Here is a 25278-nt window from a genome sequence, read left to right on the forward strand (position 1 = left end):
TTCAGCTGTAGGTGACCTGGGTCGTCGAGGTGGCGTTGACCCAGGTGATCGTCCCGTGCTGGAAGTTGTTGCGCCTGCCCCCGGTGACGCCGAATTCGTCGCTGGTCGGGTAGGCCAGCCCACTGCGTTCCCAGCCCAGCGAAGCCCACTTCTGGCGGATCTGGCCGTGGATGGACTGGGCGCCGGTGGCCGAAGTCCAGTAGATGGAAGCGCCCTGAGCGCCGTTGAAGTGGTTGAAGCGGCCGACTCCGTCCGGCGTGCCGTCTTCGTCCGTGGTCGGGTAGCCGAGTCCGGTTTCCCAGCCGAGCGCGGCCCACTTCTGGCGGATCTGGCCGTGGATGGACTGGGCGCCGGTAGCGGGCGTCCAGTAGATGGAGGCGCCCTGGGCGCCGTTGAAGTGGTTGAAGCGGCCGATGCCGTCGGGGGTGCCGTCTTCGTCGTTGGTGGGGTAGCCGAGTCCGGTTTCCCAGCCGAGCGCGGCCCACTTCTGCCGGATCTGGCCGTGCACGGAATGGGCGCCGGTAGCCGAAGTCCAGTAGATCGAAGCGCCTTGCGCGCCGTTGAAGTGGTTGAACCGGCCGACGCCGTCGGCGGTGCCGGCCTCGTCGGTGGTCGGCAAGCCCAGCAGCCCGCCGGGGCCGCCGAGCTGCTGGTAGCGCTGCCAGATCGCGCCGTGCACCGCGTACGCGCCGGTCGTCGGGAAGTAGCCGATGACGCCGTGTTCGTAATTCTGCGCCCAGCCGCCCGCGGCCGGGAACTCGCCGCCGGACGGGTTGCCCAAATAGGACGACGCGCCGCCGAGCTCGGTGTAGTGCTGCGCGATCTTGTCGGCCACCGTGCCGGTGGCGAAGGCCTGCAGATCGGTCACGCTGCCGTTGAACACGTCCTGGTCGCCCGGGAACGTGCCGGCGGACGCGGTCTGGTCGAAGGTGAAGTCCGTCCAGCTCGCCGGCATGGTCACCGTGGCCGCGATCCACAGTGGATCATCGGCGAAGTTCGGGCTGTTCGCGGTGCAGTTCGTCCACCAGCCGTTGGTGGTGTAGATGACCGGCCACCGGTTCGTGCGGTCGTGGACGGTGGTGACGAAGTCGGAGATCCACGCCGAAACCTGCGCCGGGGTCATGTTGTAGCACCAGCCGGCCCAGTCCTGCGTGCTGTAGGGGTTGTACTCGATGTCCAGCACCGGCGGCAGCGTCTTGCCGTCGGCGACCCAGCCACCGCCGTGGCTCAGGAAGAACAGTGCCTGCGCCGCACCGGAGGAGGTGTCCGGCAGTCCGAAGTGGTACGCCCCGCGCAGCAGCCCGGCGTTCGCCGAGCCGGCGAAGTTGGCGGCGAACTGCGGGTCGGTGTAGGTCGTGCTCTCCGTGGCCTTCAGGTAGGCGAACTTCGCGCCCTGGCCGGCCGCGGCGGTCCAGTCCACTGTGCCCTGGAAGTGGGAGACGTCCATGCCCGGCGTCGTCACGCCCGAGGCCGCCGCCGTGCGCGCGGTGGCCTTCGGCGTCGCCGTCGCGTGGGAGCCGACCGTGGAACCCATGAAGTCCGCGTCCGGGTGAGCCGGCGCACTCGCGCCGCTGCGGGGCGCCGGTCCGCCTGAAGCCACCGCGCTCGCGGGGGTCCCGGCGAGCACGCCGGCGACCACCACGGCGACCGCACTCGCGGTCACCGCACTACGAAACCCACCCACCGCAACCTCCACCGGTATTCGTTCATCCCGCTATCGACGGGAAGCCGGTGGTGTTACCGATGTGGACGCGGATCACCCTCGCCGGCGGGAAAACCGGACATATGCGCCGCGGTTCGGGCCACCGCGCACCCGGCCCGGGCGGGCGACGTACAGTCCGGCGTTCGCTCCTTCCGTTTGGTAAAGGAATTCCCATGACTTCCACCGGCATCGCGCCGGCGCCGGTTTTCGACCCGGCCGCGGCCTACCCGGAGGCCGGCGTGCTGCGGTCCGCCGCGGAAGCGGGCGACTGGCCGACCGTTTCGGGCTTCTTCACCCGGTTCACCGAGCCGGACGAGCACAGTTTCGGGATCGGCACCACGATGTCCGTGCCGGCGGCGGAGCCGATGCTGCGCGCCGCGGTCGAGCGGGAACCCCGTTCGGAGCGGGCCCGGGTGCTGCTCGCCGCCCAGTTCATCCAGCGGGGGTGGACGATCCGGGGCAGCGGGCGGGCCACCGGGGTCAGCCGCGAACAGTTCGCCGGGATGCACGAGCACCTGCGGCGGGCCGAGCAGCTGCTGATCGACGTCACCGCCCGCGAACCGGCGAACGCGGCGGCCTGGTGGCTGCGGCTCACCACCGCGCGCGGGCTCGAGCTCGGCCAGAGCGAGGCGCGGCGGCGCTACGACCGGCTGACCGTCCACCACCCCGGTTTCCTGGCCGCGCAACGCAACCTGCTCCAGCAGCTCTGCCCCAAGTGGGGCGGCTCGTGGGAGGCCGCGCACGCCTTCGTCCGCGAATGCACGACGGCGGCCCGGCCCGGCGATCCCCAGGGCGTGCTGGTCCCGGAACTGCACCTGGAGCGCTGGCTCGAGCTCAAGGCCGACGCGGGCGGGGATTACCTGCGACAGCCGGGAGTCCGGGAGGAAATCACCGCGGCGGCGTCGGCGTCGGTGCTGCACCCCGCCTACCGGTCGCGGTTCGGCCGGGTCGCCGCGCACAGCACGTTCGCGATGGCGTTCAGCTTGATCGGCGACCTCCCGCGGGCCGCCGTGCACTTCCGCGCCCTCGGCGGGCGCGCCGGCGAAGCTCCCTGGCACTACCTGCCCGACCCGGTCGCCGCGCACGCGCGCCACCGCGACCGCGCCCTCGCGAAAGGCTGAACCGTGCTGTCCACCTTCGAGGTCGACGGTGTCCCCGCCGTGGCGGCCAAGAGATCCGGCCCGCTGACCGCCGGCCTCGTCTTCCGCGTCGGCCGGGCCGACGAGACGCTCGCGACGGCCGGCATCACGCACCTGGTCGAACACCTTGCCCTGCACCGGTTCGGGGTCGGCGAACACCACTTCAACGGCGCGACCGGTGCCGACCACACGTACTTCGAGATGGCGGGCTCGGAAGCCGAGGTCGTCGCGTTCCTCGCCGGTGTCTGCGCGTCGTTGGGCGACCTTCCGATGGAGCGGCTGGAGACCGAGAAGTCGGTGCTGCGCACGGAGGAGTCCCGGCGCGGCGGCGGGGGCCTGCTGGCCCGCCACCGCTACGGGGCGCAGGGGTACGGGCTGACCGACTTCCTCGAGCTCGGCGTTCCCCGCCTGGGGCCCGCGGAGGTCGCCCACTGGGCGCGCACCTGGTTCACGCGCGAGAACGCGGCCCTCTGGGTGGCGGGCGAGCGGGTGCCCGCCGGGTTGCGGCTGCCGCTCCCGCCGGGCGTCCGGCGTCCGGTGCCCCCGCGGCCCGCGATCCTGGCCACCGGCCCGGCCTGCTTCTCTTACGGCGAAGGCGGTGTCGCGTTCAGCACGACCGTGCGGCCGGGAGCCGGCGCCCAGGTCTTCGCGAAGGTCCTCGAGCGGGAGCTGTTCCGCGCGCTGCGCCAAGAAGGCGGCTATTCCTACCAAGCGGCGACGTCGTACCAGCTGCGCGGCGACGGCCTCGCGTAGATCGTCGGGCTCGCCGATGCCCTGCCGGACAAGCAGGCCGCGGTGCTCGGCGGCCTTGTCGGCGTACTGGCCCGGTTCAAGGTGGGCCGGATCGACCCCCGCGACGTCGAAACGGTTCGCGCACAAGCGGAATCCGCCCTCTACGGCGCGGACGCCGACGCGGCGCGGCCGTCCACGCCGTCGCCGTCGAAGCGTGCGGGGCGATGCTGCTGCGGGCGCCGCACGGCCGATCCGCGGACTGGGCCGGGTACACCGAGGTGCCGCGCTTCTCCCCGGCGGAGGTCGCGGGAACCCGCTTCCCCGAGCACCACCGGCCGGACACGCACCTGATCGTCGGCGCCGAGGGGTGCAGTCTCCGTACTCCGGACGGGGTGTCGACGGTTCGCTTCGCCGACTGCGCGGCCATGCTCGCCTGGCCCGACGGCGGCCGCCGCCTCATCGGCACCGACGGCCGGTCGGTCCAGGTCGACCCGACGCGGTTCGCCGGCGTGACCCCGGCGGTGACCGCGACGATCGACGCGGCGGTCGGTCCTCATCGGACACTCCCGCAGGCGGCGCGGGCGGTCCCGGTTCCGGCGTCCCGGCTCCCGGCGGCATCGCGGAAACGCGCGTCGCGGATCCTGTTCGCCGTGGCGGCGGTGTTCGGCGTGATCGCGTTGCCGGCGACGGCCGGGATGGCGATGGACCCGCCCGACGGCACGGGCTGGGCGGGGGCGGGGTTCCTGTGGCTGCTCGCCGGGCTGTTCGCGTTCACGGCGGTGCGGCGAAGGCGAATCTGAACCCCGCCCCGAGTGCCCGGGGTCAGCCGATGCCGAGGACGGACTCGGCGGTGGTCCAGTCGTCGAGCATGGCGTTCTGGGCGGCGGCAAGGGTGACCCGGCCGGCGCACACCGCCTTCTTGACCGCGTTTTCGACGGAATCCTTGCTGTAGGAGTTCTCGTCGCCGGAGTGCGGCTCGGGCCAGAGGTTCAGCGGGTCCTTCGGTGCGCCGCCGAGCTCGAGCGGGAGGAAGTGGTCCTCCTCGTAGTCGGACATGCTCGTGTCGCTGTAGCCGTAGTCGATGATGCCCTGCTTCTTCAGCCCGTTGGTGTAGGTGGTGGACGGGCGGATGGTCGCGGTCCAGCCGGACACGCAGATCGTCGAGCCGATGGTGGACTGGGTGACGTCCGGGTTCTTCGCGCCCGGGGTGCAGGCCGGGTCGGGCAGCGGCAGGTCGGCTTGCGTGCACGACTCGGTCGTGGTGACGGCGTGCGCGGGCGCGCCGGCCAGTCCGGCGGTGGTGGTCAGGACGGCGAGGGTGACGCAGGCACGGAAAACGAGGCGGCGCATGGGTGTTCCTTCCGCGTGGGGACCGGGAATGCGTCGTCACCCTGCGCGGGCACGGCGACGACACGGTGACAGTGAAGAAGCCACGAGATGTCGAAGCCAGTACGAAAGTGTTCAACGGTGAGGGTTTGTGTCACACCGTCCGGAACATCCCGACCTTCGTCGGGTCATCGGCCGCGGAGCCGGCGCGACGGCGGCACCGCCCTCGGCCCTCGAGTGGACGTCGCGCCGGATTGCTCGTCGTGTTGTGTCGGATCCACCGGAACCCGTTCGTAGAAGATGTGGAGATCGGCACCAGGCCGGCCGCAGGGGAAGGAGCCTCACCATGACGGGTCACACAACACCCGGGAGCAGGCCGTTGCGCTTCGGAGTCGTCGCGCCGATCGCCACGGACATGCCGGCCTGGCGTGATCGGCTGCGTGGTCTGGCCGACAGCGGTTACTCGACGATCTTGATGCCCGACGTGCCGCAGTGGCAGCCCGCACCGGGCCCGGCGCTCGCCGTGGCGGCGACGATCACCGACCTGCACGTGGGTACCTGGGTGTACGCGTCTCCGGTTCGGCCCGCGTGGATCACCGCGTGGGAGGCGCACTCGCTGTCCGTGCTCACCGAGGGCCGGTTCGAGCTGGGCATCGGCACCGGCCGGCCCGGGATCGCCGACCAGCTCCGTGAGCTGGGGCTGCCGGCCACCCCGGCGGGCCAACGGCTGGGCCAGGTGCGTGAGGTCGTCGCGGCGCTGCGCGACCTCGACGGTCCGGATCGGCACACGCCGGTGGTGATGGCCGTGGGTGGTCCGAAGGCGCAGGCGCTCGCCGTCGAATTGGCCGACACGGTGACGTTCGTGATGCCGCAGATCGAGACGCGGGCCGAGACGATGCGACGGGTGGAAGGCTTCGACAACAGCCGCGGTGTCGAACTGGCGTTGCACGTGCCGGTGGTCGGCGACTCGGTCGCCGCGTTCATGGCCAGTCCCGACACCGACCCCGCCGCCGTCCGGGCCGCGGACTCGCTGGCGTTCCTGCCCGGTGATCCCGCTGCCGCGGCCGAGGAGATCCAGCGGCGGCGTGAGGAGGTCGGGTTCTCCTACTTCGTGGTCGGCGCCGAGGCCGCGGATGCTCTCGCGCCGGTCGTCGCCGAGCTGGCCGGACGCTGACCGCAACCGCCGCGGACTCGTACCCCGGTACTACCCGGCGCGGCGGAATGCCTTCCGCGGTACCACGGTCGTCCGGTGTTCCCTGCCTACCGTTGCGGACAGGAACGAGCCGGGGCATCCGGCCCGCGTACACAGGGGACGAACGATGATCGAGGCACACGAGCTGACGAAGCGTTACGGGGAAAAGACCGCGGTGGACCGGCTGGACTTCACCGTCCGACCGGGCACCGTCACCGGCTTCCTGGGACCGAACGGCGCCGGCAAGTCCACCACCATGCGGCTGATCGTCGGCCTGGACGCCCCGACCGGCGGCTCGGTCACGGTCAACGGCCGCCGCTACGCCCAGCACACCGCGCCCCTGCAGGAGGTCGGCGTCCTGCTCGAGGCGAAATCCGTCCACCAGGGACGGTCGGCCTACCACCACCTGCTCGCCCAGGCCCAGACGCACGGCATCCCGCGCCGGCGGGTGGACGAGGTGATCGAGCTGACCGGCCTGCAGTCCGTGGCTAAGAAACGCGCGGGGAGCTTCTCCCTCGGGATGGGCCAGCGGCTGGGGATCGCCGCGGCCCTGCTCGGCGACCCGGCCACGGTCATGCTCGACGAACCGGTCAACGGGCTCGACCCCGAAGGCGTCCTCTGGATCCGGAACCTGCTCACCGGGCTCGCCGCCGACGGCCGCACCGTGTTCGTGTCCTCGCACCTGATGAGCGAGATGGCGCTGGTCGCCGAGCACCTCATCGTCGTCGGCCGCGGCCGGCTGCTCGCCGACACCACCGTCGCCGAGCTCGTGCGTGCGGCCGGCGGCGACACCGTGCAGGTGGCCACCGCCGACCCGGCCCGGCTGCGCGAGGTCCTGGCCGGCCCGGGCGTCGGGATCACCGGCCGCAGCGGCTCCGAAGAACTGCAGGTGACCGGCCTGCCCGCCCGCACCATCGGGCTGAAGGCGGCCGAGCACGGTATCGCGCTGTTCGAACTCACCGCGCGCACCGTTTCCCTCGAGCAGGCCTTCATGGACCTGACCCGCGACGCCGTCGAGTACCACGGCGTCACCAGCACCGGCACCGACGCGCTCGGGAGGGCGGCATGAGCACCATGACCACGAACCCGGCCGCGACGGTCGCGCCCGCCCGGCCGGCCTACCGGGTGACCTGGCGCCACGTCCTGCGCTCGGAGTGGACGAAGCTGTGGTCGCTGCGCTCCACGTGGATCACCCTGGGCCTCGGCCTCGTGTTCCTGGTCGGGTTCGGCCTGATCTCCGCCGCCCGCTACCGGTCGAACGTCACCTCCGGTCAGCCCCTCGACCCGGACTTCGCGCAGGCCACCGCCGTCAGCCTGTCCCTGTTCGGGACCAACTTCGCCCAGCTGGCCCTCGGCGTCCTCGGGGTGCTGGTCGCCGCCGGCGAGTACTCGACCGGGATGATCCGCTCGACACTGACCGCGGTCCCGCGCCGCCTGCCCGTGCTCTGGGCCAAATCGGGGGTCTTCGGGCTGGTCGCCCTGCTCGTCGGGGTGACCGGGGCGTTCCTCGCGTTCCTGTTCGGGAGCGGCATCGTGGCCGGCACTCCGGCCGCGATGACGCTGTCGGACGCGGGCGTGGTGCGCAGCCTGTTCGGCGCCGGCTTGTACCTCGGCCTCATCGGCGTGATCGGGGTCGCCCTGGGCGCACTGCTGCGCTCGGTGGCGGGCGGCATCTCGGTCCTGGTCGGTGCGCTGATGCTGATCCCGGGCCTGATCTCGCTGCTCCCGAAGGCGTGGCAGACCGACCTCGGTCCCTATCTGCCCAGCAACGCGGGCCAGTCGATGTTCGCGCTGACCCACGACAGCACCAGCCTGGCGCCCACCGCCGGGCTGCTGGTCTTCCTCGGCTGGACGGTGCTGGCACTGGGCGGTGCCGCCGTCCGGTTGGCCCGGTTCGACGCTTGAGCGCCCCGCGTCGGCGATCGTCGTCCACGATGGACAGGTGACCCCCGTGAGCAGCAGTGACCACGCCGACGCCGCGGCGTGGCCGGCGCATCCGCTCGTCGCCGGGCTGACGCGGCTCGGCCAGCGGCTCCGGCAGGCGGACCGGCGCCGTCCCTGGGTGCTGGACCTGGCCGTCATCGCCGCGCTGTTCCTGCTGTTCTGCCTGCCGGACCTGGTCCCGCACCAGGAGGACGACCGGGGCCCGGACCAGCTGCTGCTCACGTTCACCCACCTGCCGGTGGGCGGCACCCTGGCCCTGCAGGCGGGGCTGCTGCTGCCGCTGCTGTGGCGGCGGCGGGCCCCGTCGGCCGCTCTGGCGATGACGGCGGCGGTGTTCGTGGTGCAGTGGTCGCTCGGTGTCTTCCTGCGCGCCGACGTCGCCCTGCTCGTCGCCCTGTACAGCGTCACGCTGCACGGCCGGCTTCGGCACCTGCCGTGGGCCTGCGCGGCCATGATCGCGCTGCTGCTGCCCGTGGCGGCCAGGGTGTCGGCCGTGGCGTCGTTCCCGGAGGCGTTGTTCTTCCTGCTCAGCGCCGTGACCGCGGCCGTCACGCTCGGGCTGGCGGTCCGGATCCGCCGAGCCCAGCTCGCCGGCCTGCGCGACCGCGCGGCGCGCCTGGAGGTCGAACGCGACCAGCGCAGCAAGCTGGCCGCCGCCACCGAACGCGCTCGCGTCGCCCGGGAGATGCACGACATCATCGGCCACAACCTGTCGGTCATCATCTCCCTGGCCGACGGCGGCGCCTACGCCGCCGACGTCACCCCGCAGCGGAGCAAGGAAGCCTTGCAGCTGGTCGGTGACGCCGGGCGCCAGGCCCTCGGCGAACTGCGGCGCATGGTGGGCGTCCTGCGCGACCGGGCGGACGCACCCGAGCTGAACCCCCAGCCGGGGATCGCCGACGTCGAGGAGCTGTGCACGCGGTTCCGCGCCGCCGGGCCGGAGGTCGTCCACCGCTCGGCCGGGGACCTCGACACCCTCGACCGCGGAGTGCAGCTGATGGCCTATCGCATCGTCCAGGAGGCACTGACCAACACGCTCAAGCACGCGGGGCCGCGCACCCGCATCGACGTCCTGGTCGCCGCCGCGGACGCGGAGCTGCGTGTCCGCGTGCAGGACACCGGCCGGCCCGAAGGCACCCGGCAGCTCGCGCCGCCGGTGGAGGAGGGGCACGGGCTGGCCGGGATCCGCGAACGCGCCGCCCTCTACGGGGGCACCGTCACCGCGGGTCCCGCGCCGAACGGCGGCTGGGTCGTCGAGGCCGTCCTGGACATCACCCCGCTGCCCGGCGCCGCGGGTGGTGCCGCGTGACCACCGTCCTCATCGTCGACGACCAGCCACTGCAGCGGTTCGGCTTCCGCATGCTGCTCGAGGCCACTCCGGACACCGAGGTCGTGGGGGAGGCCGCGCACGGGGCCGAGGCCGTGCGGCGGGCCGCGGAACTGCGCCCCGACGTCGTCCTCATGGACATCCGGATGCCGGGGATGGACGGCATCGAAGCCACCCGCCGGATCCTCGCCACCGGCGGCCGCTCCCGCGTCCTCGTCCTCACCACCTTCGACCTGGACGAGTACGCCTACGCCGCCCTGCGGGCGGGAGCCAGCGGGTTCCTGCTCAAGGACGCCCATCCGGAGGAGCTGCTGGCCGGGATCCGTGCCGTGGCCGGCGGTGACGCTGTCATCGCCCCCGCGCTGACCCGCCGGCTGCTCGACACTTACGCCCACCGGCTGCCCGCGGGGTCGGCAGCTCCCCGGGAGCCGACGGATCCACGCTGGCGATCCCTGACCGATCGCGAACAGGAGATCCTGGTCGCGATCGGCCACGGCTGGACCAACGGTGAGATCGCCGAACGCCTGGTCCTGTCGGAGTCGACGGTCAAGACCCACGTCGGCCGGGTGCTGGCGAAGATCGGGGCCCGGGACCGCATCCAAGCGGTGATCCTGGCCTACGACCTCGGCCTGACCCACCCCAACGCACCCGGCTGACCGGGTGCTCAGATGACGAAGTCGCCGACGAAGTGGGCCATCATTCCGGTCCGGTTCGCGTACACACCGGTATTGCCGTTGTCGTTGAGGGCGGAGATCACGCCGAGTGCGGCGGCGCCGCTCGTTCCGAGATCCAGGAAAACCGGGCCACCGCTGTCGCCGTACTGAACGATCGGCGTCGGTGAAGTCGCCCGGGTCTGGTTGCACACGGTCACCTGGGTGGGAATTCCCGTCTCCGGGTTCGGTCCCTCGACGATCGAGCATTGATCCGGGATCGTGACCCGCCCCGAGCACCGGGTGCCGGAGAAGGATCCGTCAAAGCAAACCGGGACGCCTTGGGCGGTAACCGTCGCGACGGCGGTCACGGGCGTGACCTCGAGCGCGCCATTGGCGCTGCTCCACACGTCGGGGGCGTAGTTGCCGCCATCGAGCAACAGGGAGTCGGATCCGCCCTCGCTGAACGCGTTCACGAAGACGAAGCCCATGGGGCCGGTCTCCCAGAGCGTGTTGGTGGACTGGTCGTAATAGCCCTGTGTCCAGTTGATGTTGGGCTGACTGCAGTGTCCCGCGGATGCCATGGCATCGGCGCCGTTGCTCCACATCCCGCCGGCCGTGCACTCCTCGAGTTCCTCCTCGCCGGCCACGTTGAATTCGCGCCACATGCGGTCGCCGCCGATGTAGGGCTCGGAGTCGACCAGCGGCGGACCCGCCGCCGCCGGCGCGAAACCCCGCTTGCCCTGTGGTGCGACCTTGACGATTTTGGGTGGGCTCGCGAGCTTGGTGACCTTGTCGGCGCTCTTGTCCCGGGAACGGGTGACGAGTTCGACCTTGTCCCCGAAGAGCGCCGAAGCCTCGTTCGCGATATCGGGTGTCACCCGCGTGAGGCCGACCTGCACCTTGTCCGCCTTCGGATCGATGCCCCAGGTCGCCAGCACTGCCTTGACGTCGGACGCCCACGGCTGCACGGTCGGAATCCGGTCCACGACTCGTTTGAGATCGGCGTGGCTGTACTTCACGGTGTCGACCTCGACGCCGACGGTTCCGCGTACGCCCAGTGCTTCGCCATTGGCTATGCGAGAGGCACGAAGAACTCGCCCCTCTTTCGTGGCTTCAGGGTGCGCCACCGTCACGTGCAGAGTGTTGCCGGCTTCGTCGTAGAAAGGATCCCCGTATGCCTGAGGTGACGCGTTGATCGTGGCTCGAAGCTCGTCGAAGGATATGGCTCCTGTTGTCGCGGTCGAGGCTGCTGCCGTCGGAACATTCGCGGCGAACAGCAGGGCGGCAATTGCGAGATATCTTGGGTATCTCAAGTGAACTCCTCGTTGCATGGAATGTGATGCCGACGGGAGAACCGAGCGAGTCAGAGCGATGAAGCTGGATTGACGACTGTCCGGCCGGCGAGCGGGCCGGCGAGGTCGATCATGTACTCCCCGTACCGCGCGCTCGCCACCCGGTCGGACTCGCTTGTCGCGCAGAACCCGAGGATCGCCACCGTGACGCTGTCGCCGTCCTCGGTCACCTGCGCGCCCACAACGCTGCTGACCCGTTGCCCCGAAAGATCGACGACGAAGGTCAGGCTCAGATCGTCATCGGTGCGCCCGACGAAGTTCCACTGCAAAGCCGTCAGCCCTTCGGCGCGTGCCACCGGCGTCAAGCGCCGGACGTCACGAACCGATGAAGCCGGAACAACTCTGACCTTTTGCCGGTGCGAGCTCATGTTCCCCCCTGGCTGCGAGTGGCCATCGCAGCGCGAACAAGGCTAGCTCCGCACCTGATCAACAGTCTTTCCGGCAAAGGAGTGATTCGAAGCCGGCCCGAATCGGGAGAAATATCGGGAAAGCCGCATGGGGATCCGATGGCGAAAAGTGCGCATAGTTCGCGTCGGTCCGGGATGTGCGAAGGCGGAGTCCGATGACCACCGTGGCCGGCGACGTGGCGGACGACATCGAGGCGGTCCTCCTCGCGATGGCCTCGCATCTCACGGCCACCGCATGGGCTTGAGCGGACGACCATCACGCTCATCGCCGTCGGTCAGAGCGCAGCGACGCTCAACTCAGCCCGGTTCACCCGGGCCTGGTGGACGCCCTCGACGCAGACTTCAGCGACGGGCGAACCCGTCTGCTCCCGGCCGACCCCGACCAGGGCTGAGCGTTGCACCCGGCGTGCGCTATCGGGCTCCCCCCGGGCTCGCAGGAGACCACAAAGGACAGAGAGGAAGCGGAAGCACTGACTCCGGATACCACAAAACCCCAGGCCGAAGAGAATCAGACCTGGGGTGTTGGGGGTGCGCCATCAGGGACTCGAACCCCGAACCCGCTGGTTAAGAGCCAGCTGCTCTGCCAATTGAGCTAATGGCGCCGGTGTCTGCCGGAGGTTTCCCTCGGCGACGTGGAAAAGATTAGCACCCGGTTCGGAGGCCGTTTCACGGGGGGTCCCCAACCCGGGTTCGGACGTTGCCGCACCCGCGTCGGGGCTGGTCGGGCACACTGTAGTCGGACATCCACGGCGAAACAGGCAGGTGCGCATGACGACTTCGGGGGTGCGGCGGCTCTTGGCCGCGGGGGTGATCGGCCTCACGGTGGCCGGCTGCAGCAGTAGCCCATCGGGTGAACCGCCGGCGCCGACGTCGTCCCAGAGCAAACCGCCCGCCCCGGTGAAGGCGGCCGCGCTCACGCTCACTCCCGCCAACGATGCGAAGGACGTCGCGCCCGGGGAGCCCGTCAGCGTCACCGTTGCCGATGGGAAGGTCGGGGCCGTCACGCTCACCGGGGCCGATGGCAAGGTCGTCGCCGGGAAGGCGCGCGCCGACGGCTCGGGGTGGGACTCCGCCGAGCCGCTCGGCTACAACAAGACCTACAAACTGACCGCGACCGCCACCGGCACCGACGGCAAGCCCGTGACGCAGGAGTCGTCCTTCACCACCGTCAAGCCCGCGCGCCAGCTCGGCGTCTCGGTGAACCTCGAGGAGGGCGAGACCGTCGGCGTCGGGATGCCGCTGATCTTCACCTTCAGCGGGAACGTCGCGGACAAGGCCGCCGCCGAGAAGGCGCTCAAGGTCACCGCCGAGCCGGCGACCGAGGGCGCCTTCCGCTGGTCCGGCGACAAGCAGGTGACCTGGCGGCCGAAGGACTACTGGAAGAGCGGCACGAAGATCAAGGTCGACGCGGCCGTCTACGGCAAGGCGCTCGGCAAGGGCAGCTACGGCCGCGAGGACAAGACGATCACCGCCGCGGTCGGCGACAAGCTCGTCGCGGTCGCGGACGGCCAGACCCACCAGATGACGGTCACGATCAACGACAAGGAGGTCAAGACCATGCCGACCTCCATGGGCAAGCCCGGCCACAACACCCCGGCCGGGACCTACACCGTCATGAGCGAGCACACCGGCTACACCATGAACTCCGCCACCTACGGCGTGCCCGAGGACGCGCCCGGCGGCTACAGCACCTTCGTGCAGTACGCGGTGCGCCTGTCCTACAGCGGCATCTTCTACCACTCCGCGCCGTGGTCGGTGCGGCAGCAGGGCCACAGCAACGTCAGCCACGGCTGCCTCAACCTCTCGACCGAGAACACGAAGTGGCTGATGGACACGTCCAAGAAGGGCGACGTCGTCACCGTCCGGAACAGCGGCGGGCCGAAGCTCGAGCCGACCGACGGCTGGAGCGTCTGGCAGCTGTCCTGGGACGAGTGGCGCACGGCCGGGAACTAACCCGAGTTGCGGACCAGCTCCCGTGCCTCGGCCTCCGTCGCGACCGACGGGCCCGAGCCCCACAGGGGCTGGTTCGCCGTCTCGCGGCTGAAGAACACCGCGACGGCGCCGACCACGCCGGCCGCCATCAGGTACCAGGCCGGCCAGAAGTCGTGGCCGGTCGCCGAGATCAGCGACTGCATCACCAGCGGGGTCGTGCCGCCGAAGAGCGACACCGAGACGTTGAACGCGATCGACAGCGCGCCGTACCGGATGGCCGTCGGGAACAGCGCGGGCAGCGCCGAGGGCATCGAGACCTCGAAGCAGAGCAGCAGCAGCCCGAGACCCATCAGTCCGAGGAACGTGACGACGAGCCCGCCGTCGTGCACGAGCAGCATCAGCGGCCACGAAAGCACGACGAACCCGACGCAGCCGGCCATCATGACGGGCTTGCGGCCGACGTGGTCGGTGATCCGCCCGCCGACCATGATGAGCAGCATCATCACGACCATGACGACGATGATCAGCAGCAGGCCGTGCGTGGCGTCGAGGTGCAGCTGCTCGGACAGGTACGTCGGCATGTACGACAGCAGCATGTAGTCGGTGACGTTGAACACGAGCACGAGACCGACGCAGATGAGCAGCGCGGGCCAGTATTCGGTGAACATCTTCCAGAACGGCTCGCCCGCTCGCCCGCGCTTCTCCGCTTCTTCGGCGTGCTTCTGGAATGCGGGGGTCTCTTCGAGCTTGAGCCGCAGGTAGAGCCCGATGATCCCGAGTGGCCCGGCGACCAGGAACGGGACGCGCCAGCCCCAGTCGAGCAGCGTCTCGTGGGGGACCCACGTCTTCATCCCGGTGACGACGGACGCCCCGAGCACGTACCCGGACAGCGTCCCGAACTCGAGCCAGGACCCCATGAACCCGCGTCGTTTGTCGGGCGAGTACTCGGCGATGAACGTGGTGGCGCCGCCGTACTCGCCGCCGGTGGAGAAGCCCTGCACCATCCGCGCGACCACGAGCAGGATCGGTGACCAGACCCCGATGCTCGAGTACGACGGGATCAGCCCGATGCAGAGGGTCCCGATGGCCATCATGATCATCGTGACGGCGAGCACCTTCTGCCGTCCGATCCGGTCGCCGAGGGGGCCGAAGACTAGCCCGCCGAGCGGGCGCATGAGGAAGGCGGCGGTGAAGGCGCCGAAGGTCCCGATCAGCCGGACGCCGGGCGACACGCTGGCGGGGAAGAAGACCTCGGCGATGGTGTCGGCGATGTAGGCGTAGACGCCGAAGTCGAACCACTCCATGGCATTGCCGAGCGCGGCGGCCCCCACCGCGCGCTTGAGCAGCGACTGGTCGACAACGGTGATGTCCTCGTACCGCAGTTTCTTCTTGCGCCTGAGCTTCGGTCCTGAGCGTGCCACCAGAACACCGTGCACCGGCATTCGGCGGCTCGCACGCTGAGCCATCCGGACGTGAGGGTTGCCACCGACCCGACCACACGGGACGGGGGTCCGGGGGCGAGCCCCCGGCGGGGGCGTGGGGGCTCGGCCCCCACAAAAAGGCGAAACCCCGACACCGGGAAGGGCCGCAAGGCCCTGACCATGCCGGGGTGATGGGGTGAGCGACGGGTTTCGAACCCGCGACCTCCTGGACCACAACCAGGTGCTCTACCAGCTGAGCTACGCCCACCATCGCCAAGGGGATCCACTTGCGATCACCTTGCTGCCAGCAATCGTAGCGGGTGCCCTCAAGCGGATTGCAGGGGGTTACCTCTGGTGCTGTTCCTGCACTTCAGCGGCCACAGCCTTGGCTTCGTCGCTGGTCGGGCCGGGTTGCGGCACGAAGGCGACGCGCCGGTAGTAGTCGAGTTCGCCGATGGATTCCTTGATGTCGGCGAGGGCCCGGTGCGCGAGCCCCTTCTCCGGCTTGGCGTAGTAGATCCGCGGGTACCAGCGGCGGACGAGCTCCTTGACGGAGGAGACGTCGACCATGCGGTAGTGCAGGTAGGCGTCGAGGTCCGGCATGTCGCGGGCGATGAAGCCGCGGTCGGTGGCGATGGAGTTGCCGGCGAGCGGCGCCGTGCCCGACTCGGGGACGTGCTCGCGGATGTACTCGAGAACGCGGCGTTCGGCTTCCTCGAGGGTCACGGTGGAGCGCCGGACTTCTTCGGTGAGGCCGGAGTGGGCGTGCATCTCGCGGACGACGTCGGGCATCCCGGCGAGTTTTTCCTCGTCGGCGTGGATGACGATGTCGACTCCTTCGCCGAGCACGTTCAGCTCCGCGTCGGTGACGAGGGCGGCGATTTCGATCAACGCTTCCTTGCCGAGGTCGAGCCCCGTCATTTCGCAGTCGATCCAGACTAGGCGGTCGGTCACCTGGTGACCCTAACCCGACACGGGGATACGACGGGCGTTACCTGCGCGTACGGCGCGTTACGCTCCGAGTGTGGTCCAGGACACACGATCGGGGAGCTGCGAGTGACCGAGCAGGGGTCGCCGGCGAGTGAGATCGCCGCCGGTTATGCGAGTGAGGGTGCCGCGCTGGAGCTCGGCGCGGTGGTGATCGACGGCAAGGCCGACGCCGCGGCCGCGGTTCGCCTGCCGTTGGCGACGCTGAACCGGCACGGCCTGGTGGCCGGCGCGACCGGGACGGGCAAGACGAAGACGTTGCAGCTGGTCGCGGAGCAGCTGTCGGCGGCGGGCGTGCCGGTGGTGCTCGCGGACGTGAAGGGCGACCTGTCCGGGCTCGCCGCGGCCGGCGAGGCGAACGACAAGGTGGCGAAGCGCTCTCAGGAACTGGGCGACGACTGGGCCGGCACGGCCTTCCCCGTGCAGTTCCTGTCGCTGGGCACCGGCGGGAAGGGTTCGCCGATCCGGGCGACGATCACGAGTTTCGGGCCCGTGCTGCTGGCCAAGGTGCTGGGCCTGAACGAGACACAGGAGTCGACGCTCGGGCTGATCTTCCACTGGGCCGACCAGCGTGGCCTCGCGCTGCTGGACACGAAGGACCTCCGGTCGGTGATCACGCACCTGACCAGCGACGAGGGCAAGGAGGACCTCAAGGGCATCGGCGGCGTCTCGGCCGCGACGGCCGGGGTGATCCTGCGGTCGCTGTCCAACCTCGAAGCCCAGGGCGGCGAGGACTTCTTCGGCGAGCCCGAGCTGGACGTCCACGACCTGATGCGGCAGAACGAGGGCAAGGGCGTCGTCACGCTGCTGGAGCTGGACAACCTGCAGTCGAAGCCGGCGCTGTTCTCGACGTTCCTGATGTGGCTGCTGGCCGAGCTGTTCGAGGAGCTGCCCGAGGAAGGCGATCTCGACAAGCCGAAGCTGGTCTTCTTCTTCGACGAGGCCCACCTGCTCTTCAACGACGCGTCGAAGGCGTTCCTCGAACGCATCGAGCAGACCGTGAAGCTGATCCGGTCGAAGGGCGTCGGCGTGTTCTTCTGCACGCAGCTGCCCACGGACATCCCGAACAACGTGCTTTCGCAGCTCGGCGCGCGGATCCAGCACGCGCTGCGGGCGTTCACCCCGGACGACCAGGCGGCGCTGGCCAAGACCGTGAAGACCTACCCGAAGACGAAGTTCTACGAGCTCGACACGGCGTTGACGTCGCTGGGCATCGGCGAAGCGATCGTCACGGTGCTGTCGGAGCGGGGCGCGCCGACGCCGGTGGCGTGGACGCGGCTGCGGGCGCCGCGGTCGAAGATGGGCTCGATCGGCGACGAGGCGGTCGCCGCTTCGGTGTCTTCGTCGGACCTGCACGCGAAGTATTCGGAGACCATCGACCGCGAGTCGGCGTACGAGAAGCTGGCCGCGAAGGTCGCCGCCGCGCCCGCGCCCGCGCCGTCGTCGCCCGAGGCCGCTCCGGAAGCGTCTCCCGCGAAGGACGAGCCGGGCTTCCTCGAGTCCGCCATGAAGAACCCGGCCGTGAAGTCGTTCATGAGGTCGGCGGCGAGCGCGCTGGGCCGGGAGATCACGCGCGGCCTGTTCGGCAATCGAAGGCGCTGAAAAACCTGACGCAACCTGTCAGGTATGGCGGGCAGACTGGTCTCACACCGAAGAGAGGATCACCATGACCAGCACCGCCACCGCGTCGTTCACCGTCGACCAGTGGGAGCCGCAGGCGACCGACGAGTTCGCGGGCACCGAACTCGGCCGGGTGGCGATCGCCAAGACGTTCACCGGGGCGGTCGAGGGCACCAGCAAGGTCGAGCTCCTGACGGCGAACAACGCGACTTCGCGCGCGTACGTCGGTTTCGAGCGGCTCGAGGTCGCGGTCGACGGACGCAAGGGCAGTTTCGTCCTGCACCACACGGCCGACGAGGAGTCCGGCATGACGGTGACGATCCTCCCCGGATCCGGGACGGGCGAGCTGACCGGCATCACCGGGAAGGCGGACATCGAGATCGACGGCGAAGACCACCGGCTGACGTTGACCTACCGCCTCTGAACAGCACGAAGGCCGTTTCGAGAGCCCCCGATTGACTCTCGAAACGGCCTTCGCGGCATTCCCCGCTCCCCGAAAGCGGGTGGGACGGACCGCCCCGACCACGGCCCGTCCGCGTCCTAGTTGTTCACGATCTGGTCGACGATCTTCTTGGCGTCGTTGATCGGGATGGCGAAGCCGATCCCGACGCTGCCCGCCGAGCCGTTGGCCGAGGCCGTCGGGCTGTAGAGGGCCGAGTTGATGCCGATGACGTTGCCCTGGGCGTCGACCAGCGCGCCGCCGGAGTTGCCCTGGTTGATCGCGGCGTCCGTCTGGATCGCGGTGTAGCTCGGCGAGTTCTGCGACTGGTTCGATGTGCGGCTGAAGGGCGACTGCTGTTGCTGCTGGCCCTCGCCGATGTCGGACAGGTTCCGGTTGAGCGCGCTGACGATGCCGGTGGTCACGGTGTTCTGCAGGCCGCCCGGCGAGCCGATCGCGATGACCTGCTGGCCGACGACCAGCTTGCTCGAGTCGCCCAGCGTCGCCGCGGTCAAGCCGCTGGCGCTCTGCGCCTGGACCACGGCGATGTCGGCCTTGGTGTCGGCGCCGACCACGTTGGCCTGGTACTTCTTGCCGTCGGACGTCGTGATCACGACGTTCTGGGCGCCGTCGACGACGTGCGCGTTGGTCAGGATCCGGCCGTTCGAGGTGAGGATGACGCCGGAGCCGATGGCCTCGCCTTCGTTGGTGGTCACGTTGATCTGGACCACGCTCGGCGTCACCTTCGCCGCGACGGCGCTGACGTCACCGGAGGCGGTCGAGTTGGCGACCGTCTGCCCGGTCGCGGCCGGCGTGCTGACCGACGTGGTCGCGCCGTCGGCCGAGTTCGTGGTGAGCCCGACGATCGCGGCGCCGCCGACCCCGCCGACCAGCGCGGCGCCGAGGGCGGTCGCGCTGACGAACATCGCGACGCGGCCGCCCTTGCGCGGCTTGGTCTTCAGCGCCGTGGGCGCCTGCCCCGTCGTCGGCTGGTGCGTGAACAGAGGGTTCGGCGCGGCCTGGTGCTGGTAGCCGTAGTGCGGCGGCTGCGGCTGCTGCTGCTGCGCGTACGGCCCGTACTGCTGGGTGCTCTGGTGCGGCTGGTGCCCACCGGGTGAGGCGGGGCCGGGCCGACTCTCGTTCTCGGTCATGGAACAAGGTTCGCGCCCGTGCTTGTGAGCAGCCTGTGGAAATACCTCAGGCTTTGCTGAGAAGAATCAGCTGAGAAAACTCAGGAAATCCTCAGGCCTCAGGCGAAGAACGACGGTACGTCCAGCGCACCTCCCGCCGCCTCGAACTCGTCGTGCACCGCTTGCCGCAGCTCGGCGTCGCCCAGATAGTCGGCGGCGGTCAGGGCCAGTCCCAACGCGCCGTCCCGGACTCCGGCGTCGCCGGTTTCCGAACCGGCCGCGGCCGCGAACTCCTTGGTGTGCAACGCGACCGTCGGCCCCGAGACGGCGAGCATCGGGTGCAGCGCCGGCATCCGGTAGGACAGGTTGCCCAGGTCGGTCGAGCCGGTCAGCGACTCCGGCACGATGCCCGGCGGCAGCGGTTTGCGGCCGGTGCCGAGCTGGTTGGCCGTCCAGCGCCCGGCGAGCGCGGTGTTGAACCGGATCGGCAGGTACGCGGCCTGGGCGTCCCAGATCAGTTCGACCCCGCAGCCGGTCATCGCCGCCGCGCCTTCCGCGATCGACGTCATGCGAGCAGCGAGGTCACGCAGGGTGTCGGGGGACTGGGAGCGCAGGTAGAACAGCAGCGCGGCCCGCGCCGGGATGACGTTCGGCCGCGCGCCGCCGTCGGTGAACACGCCGTGGACGCGGTCGCTCTGCGGGAGTTGCTGGCGCAGCGCGGAAACGCCCTGGTAGGCGGCGACGGCGGCGTCGAGGGCGTTGCGGCCCATGAACGGCTGGGCGCTCGCGTGGGCGCCGACGCCGTGGAAGACCATCTCCAGCTGGCGGCGGCCGAGGAACGGGTGCAGCGCGATGTCGTGGCTGAACGGGTGCAGCATGATCACGGCGTCGACGTCGTCGAACACGCCGGCGCGGGCGAGGATCTCCTTGCCGCCCCCGCCTTCTTCGGCCGGGGTGCCGATCAGGCTGACGCGGCCGCCGAGCCGCTCGGCGACGGTGGCCGCGCCGAGGAAGCCGCCCGCGGCGGTGGTGCAGATGACGTTGTGGCCGCAGGCGTGGCCGAGCCCGGGCAGCGCGTCGTACTCGGCGAGGACGGCGATGTGCGGGCCGTCCTGCGCCGGCGTGCTGACGCGCAGCGCGGTGTCGAGCCCGCCGACGCCGACGGTCGCTTCGTGGCCGTGGCGCTTCAGGAGGTCCGCCAGGGCCTGTACCGAACGGTGCTCGGCGAACCCTTCTTCGGGATGGGCGTGCAGATCTTGGCTCAACGCCACCAGATCGGGTGAACTGCGCTCGACCGCGGCGGTTACTTCGGCCCGCGTCGCCTCGTCCGCGCCGGTGTACGGCGAGGACAGCGGTTCGGCGGCCGCGACGGCGTCGGCGGTGGCCTCGACCAGGGAACGCAGGTAGCTGTCGTCGGGCGGGACGGGCTCGTGGTGGGTCATGGGGCGATGCTAACCGGCGGCACCGACAATCCGCGGTGCTCAGCTCAGCCGGCCCGCCACGATCTGCGTGACGCCCGCATACCGCTCGGTGATCCCGGTGAAGCCACGGGCGCGCAGGCTTGCCGCGATCTCGCCGCGGTCGAACATCCGCTGCCCGCTCAGGATTCCGCCGACGGTTTCCGCGATTCGCGCGGGTTGCCAGCTACGGCGCGCGCTGGTGAGCAGCACGATCCGGCCGCCGGGTTTCAGTACGCGCGCGAAGGAGTCCAAGGCGGTCTCGGGCTCGGCGAACATGTGGAGGGCGGCGAAGCAGCAGATACCGTCCACAGTGGACGTTTTGAAGGGGAGGTGCACGGCGTCGGCGCGCAGGTACACAACGGAGTCCGGGCCGGGTTCGGCGACGGCCTTGTCGAGCATCGAGCGCGCGCCGTCGAGGCCGACGGCGAGCCCGGCCGGCCCGACGGTGGCGCCGAACGCGCGGGTGAACCGGCCGGTCCCGCAGGCGACGTCGAGCGCGGTGCCGCCCGGTTCCAGGGCGAGGAGCTTCGTCGCGAGCCGGACTTCGCCGGCCATGCTCGGTCCGAACGGGCCTTTGAGCGCGCGGCCGAGGGCGGGGCGCCAGTACCGCTCGTAGACCTGCGGGAGGAGGGTGGTGCGCATCAGGCGCTGCGTGAGGCCGGTCGGCGGGCCGGCCTGCGCGGCGGTGCCCAGCAGGTCGAGGTAGCCGTCGCCGGTCTTCGCGGGCGTTTCGAGCAGGGCTTCGAGGCGTTCGGTCGCGGTCTTCGTCGGCATTGCGCTCCTCTCGAATACCGGCAGTATGTCAAATCTGCTGCACTCGATCGAGTGAACAATCGGCTGGCTCAGGCGTTCGAGCCCCGGAATTGTCGGTGCCCCGGCCTAGCGTCGCAGGCGAGGTCCCGATCCGAGGAGGAGAGATGACGATTCCCATGCTGGGCAGCGAAATCACGGTGCAGGGCGAGTTCGACCTGGCCGCGGCGGCGAGGTTCTTGACCGGCTTCGCGCCGGCCGGGCAGCCGGAAGTGGAAGCCGGCGCGCTCCGGGTGGCGTTCCCGCTCGAGGGCGAGTGGACACCGGTGGGAGCGGTGCTGCGCCAGAGATCGCCGGGCGAGGTGTCGGTCGAGGTCCACGGCCCGCCGTCGTCGGCCGAGGCGGTGGTGACGCAGGTGCGGAGGATGTGCTCACTGGACATCGACGGCACCGGCTTCCGCGAGGTCGCCGGCCGCGACCCGGTGGTGTCCCTGCTGCAGGGGCTGCATCCGGGGCTGCGCCCGGTGCTGTTCGCTTCCCCGTACGAAGCGGCGTGCTGGGCGGTGCTGAGCCATCGCATCTGGATGACGCAGGCGGTCCGCTTGCGCCGTCGCCTGGCCGAGCGCCACGGAACGGAAGTCGAGGTCGGCGGCAACGTCCTGACGTCGTTCCCGGCGCCCGCGGTGCTGGCGAAGCTGGAGTACCTGCCGGGCCTGTCCGGGGCGAAGATGCAGCGCTTGCGAGCAATAGCGGAGGCGGCCGCCGACGGCCTCCTCGACGCGGCGTCCCTGCGCGCGATGCCGGCGGAGGAGGCGCTGAAACAGCTGCAAGTCCTGCCAGGGGTGGGCAAGTTCAGCGCAGAGCTGATCCTGATCCGCGGCGCGGGCCACCCGGACGTGTTCCCGAGAGCGGAGACGCGCCTGCACGAGATCATGAGGGAGGCGTACCACCTCCCGGACGCGGGCGTGGAGGAACTGGCGGAGATCGCCGAAGCGTGGGCGCCGTTTCGCAGCTGGGCATCGTTCCTGTTCAGAGTGGAGGGGGAGGCGCGGATGAGGGAGTCCCGATGAACTGACGGGCGACTTGTCTGGCGGGGTCGGCGGTTCCAGCGGCTGATTTGGTGATGAGTACCGCTTGTTTGGTGATGAGTACCGCTTGCCCGCACCGGCCCGATTCTGGCGCCCGCTCACCCTGCGCGGGGCCGCGCCTGCCGAGGCGCGAGTCGCTTGCTGGTGAGCAGGCGCCGCCGGTCCGCGGCCCGCCCGGTTCCAGCGCCCGGCCCGGTCGCCTCGCGTGGGCTGCGCCCACCAAGGATCGCGTCTCACCCGCCGGCCGGCCACCCTCCGCGCCCCGCCGAAGCCCACCTCGCCGATCAAACTCGAGAAAGGGACCACATCGCCCCTTACCCGAAGCCGCGAAACCGCGACCCGTGGGGACTCACCGTAGCCAGATGTCGCCTGTGGTGAGGTGTCCGGGTGAGCTCGCCCGTTCAACTCGCGCTCGATAACCCGGCCCGCGCCGGCGCCGGTGCTGCCCTCCGTGCGGCCGCCACCACTCCGTCGCTGCTCGAGCAGGCCCAGACCCCCGCCGTGATCACGCTCGTCGCCGGTGGGGTGGCGCTGCTGGTCGTGCTCGTCGGTGGCACTCCGTGGCGGATGGCCCGCAACGGCGTCACCATCGTGCACGAGGCCGGGCACGCGCTGGCCGCCGTGCTCGTCGGGCGCCGGCTGCAGGGCATCAAGCTGCACTCGGACACCTCCGGCGTCACCGTCTCGCGCGGGAAGCCCGAAGGGCCGGGCATGGCCTTCACCGCGATGGCCGGCTACCTGGCGCCGTCCGTGCTGGGTCTGCTGTTCGCCAGCCTGCTCGGCGCCGATCTGGTCGGGACCGTCCTCGGCCTCATCGCGCTGCTGCTGCTCGGCGTGCTGGTGATGGTGCGCAACGCCTACGGGGTGTTCACCGTCGTCGTCAGCGCCGTCGTGCTCGCGCTGGTCGCGTTCGTCGCGCCGGTCGAGGTGCAGGCTCCGTTCAGCTACCTCGTCACGTGGTTCCTGCTGTTCGGCGGCGTGCGGCCGGTGGTCGAGCTGCAGGTCAAGCGGCGGCGCGGCCAGGCCCGCGACTCCGACGCCGACCAGCTGGGCCGGCTCACCGCGGTGCCGCCGGTGCTGTGGGTGCTGGTCTTCGCCGTCGCGACGATCAGCTGCCTGATCGCCGGCGGGCTGTGGCTGCTGGAGCCCGTGGCCGCCTAGCCACGCCCATGCGGCAAACTGGTCTCCGCAGGTCCGCGCGGAGGGAGACGAACGATGGACGAGGTCGCCAAGGCCGTGGAGGAGTGCGCACGGGCGGCGAAGCTGGCCGCGCCGTCGCTCGCCGCCGCGAGTGCCGAAGCCGTCGACGCCGCCCTGACCGGGATGGCCGAGCGGCTGCTCGCCCACCGTGACGAGATCCTCGAGGCCAACCAGGCCGACGTCGAGCGCGCGAAGGCCGACGGGATGAGCGCCGGTCTGCTCGACCGGCTCACCATCACCCCCGAGCGCCTGACCGGCATGGCCGAGCAGCTGCGGCTGCTCGCCGGCGCCCCGCACCAGGAGCGCTCGGTCGACGTGTCCACCCTGGACGGCGGCCTGAAGCTGGTCGAGCGGCGACGCCCGGTCGGCGTCATCGGCGCGAACTACGAGGCGCGGCCGAACGTGACCGTCGACGTGGCGTCGCAGCTGGTCAAGTCGCGCAACGCGGGCGTGCTGCGCACCGGCTCGGCCGCGCTCGGCTCGGCCCAGCGGCTGCGAGAGGTCGTCATCGCCCCGGCGCTGACCGAGGCCGGCATCGACGCCGACTGCGTCCAGCTGGTGCCGCGCGTGGAGCGCGAGGCGGCGTCCGCGCTGGTGCGGCTGCCGAACCTGGTCCCGCTGGTGATCCTGCGCGGCAGCGGCGACAGCACCCGGGCGCTGGCCACGGAGGCGGCCGTCCACGGCGTGCGCACGCTCGCCCACGCCGACGGCGGCGGCGTCCTGTACGTCGACCGCGGTGCGGACGTCACCAAGGTGCGCGACCTCGTCTACGCGAGCCTCGACCGGCTGGGCGTGTGCAACCGGCTGAACCTGCTGCTCATCCACGAGGGCATCCACGACGACGTCTGGCCCGGCATCGCCGAGGCGCTGGCCGAGCGCGGGGTCACGCCGTCGCTGGCCCCGCACGAGCACGCGATCGGCTACGAGTGGGCGCTGGACTCCGACCGCGAGGCGACGGTGACGGTGGCGAAGGTCGGCGCCCTCGCCGACGCGGTCGAGATCGCCAACGAGCAGACATCGGGCCTGGCGGCGGGCATCGCGACGGAGGACACGTCGGCCGCCGACGCGTTCTTCGACGGCTACACCGGCACGGGCGTGTTCTGGAACGCCCCGACCCGCCTCCTCGACGGCTTCAAGCTGCTCGCGGTCCCGGAAACGGGCATCAACCTGGACAAGGTTCCCGGCCCCCGCGGCCCGGTGACGTACACGGACCTCTACGTCCGCCAGTACGCGGTCCTCCCGGCCTGACCCCGAGCCGCGGTAAGCGGCCGCCGCCAGGTTGAGACTGGCGCGGCCGGTGGCCTTCGGCAGGGTGCCGACAACCGGCTGCCCGGACAGCACAAGCCGGGCAGCCGCGGCACTCCCCGCGTCCCCGGGCTAGATGTAGTGCCCTGTGAGGTTGGGGACGCGGCTGGCGGGTGGTTTGCCGCCGAGTGCGGTGTGGCCGCGGTGGTAATTGTAGGTGTGCAACCACCCC

23 protein-coding genes and 2 tRNA genes are annotated in these 25278 nt (G+C 70.7%); 14 read left to right on the forward strand and 11 right to left on the reverse strand.

Translation table 11 applies throughout. The features are described from left to right. Position 1: 1 nt before the first annotated feature. The gene (locus tag AB0J40_RS44730; RefSeq protein WP_364466275.1) at positions 2-1663 is read right to left on the reverse strand and encodes a GH25 family lysozyme; all 1662 of its coding nucleotides are present in this window, start codon (positions 1661-1663) and stop codon (positions 2-4) included. 212 nt (positions 1664-1875) lie between these two features. Here AB0J40_RS44730 and AB0J40_RS44735 point away from each other — a divergent pair, with 212 nt between their 5' ends. From AB0J40_RS44735 to AB0J40_RS44745, 3 genes are all read left to right on the forward strand, one after another. Then, a complete protein-coding gene (locus AB0J40_RS44735) occupies positions 1876-2823 on the forward strand; it encodes a hypothetical protein (protein ID WP_364466277.1) in 948 nt (315 codons plus the stop codon). 3 nt (positions 2824-2826) lie between these two features. Beyond that, on the forward strand, positions 2827-3594 hold the full coding sequence (locus tag AB0J40_RS44740; RefSeq protein ID WP_364466279.1) for a hypothetical protein: 768 nt from the start codon (positions 2827-2829) through the stop codon (positions 3592-3594). A 203-nt stretch (positions 3595-3797) separates the two neighbouring features. Beyond that, the gene (locus AB0J40_RS44745; protein WP_364466281.1) at positions 3798-4373 is read left to right on the forward strand and encodes a hypothetical protein; all 576 of its coding nucleotides are present in this window, start codon (positions 3798-3800) and stop codon (positions 4371-4373) included. A gap of 22 nt (positions 4374-4395) precedes the next feature. Here AB0J40_RS44745 and AB0J40_RS44750 read toward each other — a convergent pair whose 3' ends face one another. Continuing rightward, a complete protein-coding gene (locus AB0J40_RS44750) occupies positions 4396-4923 on the reverse strand; it encodes a hypothetical protein (protein ID WP_364466282.1) in 528 nt (175 codons plus the stop codon). Between the two features lie 322 nt (positions 4924-5245). Between AB0J40_RS44750 and AB0J40_RS44755 the strand changes: the two genes are divergently transcribed. From AB0J40_RS44755 to AB0J40_RS44775, 5 genes are all read left to right on the forward strand, one after another. Next, the gene (locus AB0J40_RS44755; protein ID WP_364466284.1) at positions 5246-6073 is read left to right on the forward strand and encodes an LLM class flavin-dependent oxidoreductase; all 828 of its coding nucleotides are present in this window, start codon (positions 5246-5248) and stop codon (positions 6071-6073) included. 145 nt (positions 6074-6218) lie between these two features. Beyond that, positions 6219-7160: an ATP-binding cassette domain-containing protein gene (locus AB0J40_RS44760; protein ID WP_364466286.1), complete on the forward strand. Its 942-nt coding sequence runs from the start codon at positions 6219-6221 to the stop codon at positions 7158-7160. Then, entirely contained in the window at positions 7157-7996 is an 840-nt protein-coding gene (locus tag AB0J40_RS44765; RefSeq protein WP_364466288.1) for an ABC transporter permease, read from the forward strand. The genes AB0J40_RS44760 and AB0J40_RS44765 overlap by 4 nt, the downstream gene beginning before the upstream one ends. A 46-nt stretch (positions 7997-8042) precedes the next feature. After that, positions 8043-9344 carry a histidine kinase gene (locus tag AB0J40_RS44770; RefSeq protein WP_364466290.1) on the forward strand — a complete coding sequence of 434 codons (1302 nt, stop codon included), beginning with the start codon at positions 8043-8045 and terminating at the stop codon, positions 9342-9344. Further along, the gene (locus AB0J40_RS44775) at positions 9341-10018 is read left to right on the forward strand and encodes a response regulator transcription factor (protein ID WP_364466292.1); all 678 of its coding nucleotides are present in this window, start codon (positions 9341-9343) and stop codon (positions 10016-10018) included. The genes AB0J40_RS44770 and AB0J40_RS44775 overlap by 4 nt, the downstream gene beginning before the upstream one ends. Before the next feature lie 8 nt (positions 10019-10026). Here AB0J40_RS44775 and AB0J40_RS44780 read toward each other — a convergent pair whose 3' ends face one another. The 3 genes from AB0J40_RS44780 to AB0J40_RS44790 all read right to left on the reverse strand — a co-directional run bounded on the left by AB0J40_RS44780 (position 10027) and on the right by AB0J40_RS44790 (position 12376). Continuing rightward, complete coding sequence (locus AB0J40_RS44780) at positions 10027-11328, reverse strand: hypothetical protein (RefSeq protein ID WP_364466294.1); 1302 nt, start codon at positions 11326-11328, stop codon at positions 10027-10029. 50 nt (positions 11329-11378) lie between these two features. Beyond that, the gene (locus AB0J40_RS44785; RefSeq protein WP_364466296.1) at positions 11379-11735 is read right to left on the reverse strand and encodes a hypothetical protein; all 357 of its coding nucleotides are present in this window, start codon (positions 11733-11735) and stop codon (positions 11379-11381) included. A gap of 568 nt (positions 11736-12303) precedes the next feature. Then, positions 12304-12376 (reverse strand) — tRNA-Lys (locus tag AB0J40_RS44790). A gap of 166 nt (positions 12377-12542) precedes the next feature. On the opposite strand from AB0J40_RS44790, the gene AB0J40_RS44795 reads away from it, so the two are divergent. After that, the gene (locus AB0J40_RS44795; protein WP_364466298.1) at positions 12543-13727 is read left to right on the forward strand and encodes an Ig-like domain-containing protein; all 1185 of its coding nucleotides are present in this window, start codon (positions 12543-12545) and stop codon (positions 13725-13727) included. Here the strand turns inward: AB0J40_RS44795 and proP are convergent. The 3 genes from proP to orn form a co-directional block, all read right to left on the reverse strand. Continuing rightward, positions 13724-15148 (reverse strand): glycine betaine/L-proline transporter ProP, encoded by a 1425-nt coding sequence (gene proP / locus AB0J40_RS44800; protein ID WP_364466300.1) that lies wholly within the window; start codon positions 15146-15148, stop codon positions 13724-13726. The genes AB0J40_RS44795 and proP overlap by 4 nt on opposite strands. Positions 15149-15319: 171 nt before the next feature. Beyond that, positions 15320-15395 (reverse strand) — tRNA-His (locus tag AB0J40_RS44805). A gap of 77 nt (positions 15396-15472) precedes the next feature. After that, positions 15473-16081, reverse strand: a complete 609-nt coding sequence (gene orn / locus AB0J40_RS44810; RefSeq protein WP_364466302.1) for an oligoribonuclease — start codon at positions 16079-16081, stop codon at positions 15473-15475. 102 nt (positions 16082-16183) lie between these two features. Between orn and AB0J40_RS44815 the strand changes: the two genes are divergently transcribed. Next, entirely contained in the window at positions 16184-17716 is a 1533-nt protein-coding gene (locus tag AB0J40_RS44815) for a helicase HerA-like domain-containing protein (protein WP_364466304.1), read from the forward strand. A gap of 64 nt (positions 17717-17780) precedes the next feature. Continuing rightward, positions 17781-18158 carry a DUF3224 domain-containing protein gene (locus tag AB0J40_RS44820; protein ID WP_364466306.1) on the forward strand — a complete coding sequence of 126 codons (378 nt, stop codon included), beginning with the start codon at positions 17781-17783 and terminating at the stop codon, positions 18156-18158. A 116-nt stretch (positions 18159-18274) separates the two neighbouring features. On the opposite strand, the gene AB0J40_RS44825 is transcribed toward AB0J40_RS44820, so the two are convergent. From AB0J40_RS44825 to AB0J40_RS44835, 3 genes are all read right to left on the reverse strand, one after another. Continuing rightward, the gene (locus tag AB0J40_RS44825; protein WP_364466308.1) at positions 18275-19324 is read right to left on the reverse strand and encodes a trypsin-like peptidase domain-containing protein; all 1050 of its coding nucleotides are present in this window, start codon (positions 19322-19324) and stop codon (positions 18275-18277) included. Positions 19325-19422: 98 nt separating this feature from the next. After that, positions 19423-20745: a M20 family metallopeptidase gene (locus AB0J40_RS44830; RefSeq protein WP_364466310.1), complete on the reverse strand. Its 1323-nt coding sequence runs from the start codon at positions 20743-20745 to the stop codon at positions 19423-19425. Between the two features lie 39 nt (positions 20746-20784). Next, the gene (locus AB0J40_RS44835) at positions 20785-21537 is read right to left on the reverse strand and encodes a methyltransferase domain-containing protein (protein ID WP_364466312.1); all 753 of its coding nucleotides are present in this window, start codon (positions 21535-21537) and stop codon (positions 20785-20787) included. A 143-nt stretch (positions 21538-21680) separates the two neighbouring features. Here AB0J40_RS44835 and AB0J40_RS44840 point away from each other — a divergent pair, with 143 nt between their 5' ends. From AB0J40_RS44840 to AB0J40_RS44850, 3 genes are all read left to right on the forward strand, one after another. After that, the gene (locus AB0J40_RS44840) at positions 21681-22583 is read left to right on the forward strand and encodes a DNA-3-methyladenine glycosylase 2 family protein (protein WP_364466314.1); all 903 of its coding nucleotides are present in this window, start codon (positions 21681-21683) and stop codon (positions 22581-22583) included. Between the two features lie 492 nt (positions 22584-23075). Continuing rightward, complete coding sequence (locus AB0J40_RS44845; RefSeq protein WP_364466320.1) at positions 23076-23762, forward strand: M50 family metallopeptidase; 687 nt, start codon at positions 23076-23078, stop codon at positions 23760-23762. Between the two features lie 54 nt (positions 23763-23816). Next, positions 23817-25049, forward strand: coding sequence for an aldehyde dehydrogenase family protein (locus tag AB0J40_RS44850; RefSeq protein ID WP_364466316.1), 1233 nt, complete (start codon positions 23817-23819; stop codon positions 25047-25049). Positions 25050-25278 lie beyond the last annotated feature (229 nt).

It is taken from the genome of Amycolatopsis sp. NPDC049691 (genome assembly GCF_040675005.1).
In the GTDB taxonomy this organism is placed as follows: domain Bacteria; phylum Actinomycetota; class Actinomycetes; order Mycobacteriales; family Pseudonocardiaceae; genus Amycolatopsis.

What these genes read in the sequence shown, in the direction of transcription:
- AB0J40_RS44735 (WP_364466277.1), top strand. Translation starts at nt 1,876, where the DNA reads ATGACTTCCACCGGCATCGCGCCGGCGCCGGTTTTCGACCCGGCCGCG.
- AB0J40_RS44745 (WP_364466281.1), top strand. Translation starts at nt 3,798, where the DNA reads ATGCTGCTGCGGGCGCCGCACGGCCGATCCGCGGACTGGGCCGGGTAC.
- AB0J40_RS44750 (WP_364466282.1), bottom strand. Translation starts at nt 4,923, where the DNA reads ATGCGCCGCCTCGTTTTCCGTGCCTGCGTCACCCTCGCCGTCCTGACC.
- AB0J40_RS44755 (WP_364466284.1), top strand. Translation starts at nt 5,246, where the DNA reads ATGACGGGTCACACAACACCCGGGAGCAGGCCGTTGCGCTTCGGAGTC.
- AB0J40_RS44760 (WP_364466286.1), top strand. Translation starts at nt 6,219, where the DNA reads ATGATCGAGGCACACGAGCTGACGAAGCGTTACGGGGAAAAGACCGCG.
- AB0J40_RS44765 (WP_364466288.1), top strand. Translation starts at nt 7,157, where the DNA reads ATGAGCACCATGACCACGAACCCGGCCGCGACGGTCGCGCCCGCCCGG.
- AB0J40_RS44785 (WP_364466296.1), bottom strand. Translation starts at nt 11,735, where the DNA reads ATGAGCTCGCACCGGCAAAAGGTCAGAGTTGTTCCGGCTTCATCGGTT.
- AB0J40_RS44795 (WP_364466298.1), top strand. Translation starts at nt 12,543, where the DNA reads ATGACGACTTCGGGGGTGCGGCGGCTCTTGGCCGCGGGGGTGATCGGC.
- proP (WP_364466300.1), bottom strand. Translation starts at nt 15,148, where the DNA reads ATGCCGGTGCACGGTGTTCTGGTGGCACGCTCAGGACCGAAGCTCAGG.
- AB0J40_RS44820 (WP_364466306.1), top strand. Translation starts at nt 17,781, where the DNA reads ATGACCAGCACCGCCACCGCGTCGTTCACCGTCGACCAGTGGGAGCCG.
- AB0J40_RS44825 (WP_364466308.1), bottom strand. Translation starts at nt 19,324, where the DNA reads ATGACCGAGAACGAGAGTCGGCCCGGCCCCGCCTCACCCGGTGGGCAC.
- AB0J40_RS44830 (WP_364466310.1), bottom strand. Translation starts at nt 20,745, where the DNA reads ATGACCCACCACGAGCCCGTCCCGCCCGACGACAGCTACCTGCGTTCC.
- AB0J40_RS44835 (WP_364466312.1), bottom strand. Translation starts at nt 21,537, where the DNA reads ATGCCGACGAAGACCGCGACCGAACGCCTCGAAGCCCTGCTCGAAACG.
- AB0J40_RS44840 (WP_364466314.1), top strand. Translation starts at nt 21,681, where the DNA reads ATGACGATTCCCATGCTGGGCAGCGAAATCACGGTGCAGGGCGAGTTC.
- AB0J40_RS44850 (WP_364466316.1), top strand. Translation starts at nt 23,817, where the DNA reads ATGGACGAGGTCGCCAAGGCCGTGGAGGAGTGCGCACGGGCGGCGAAG.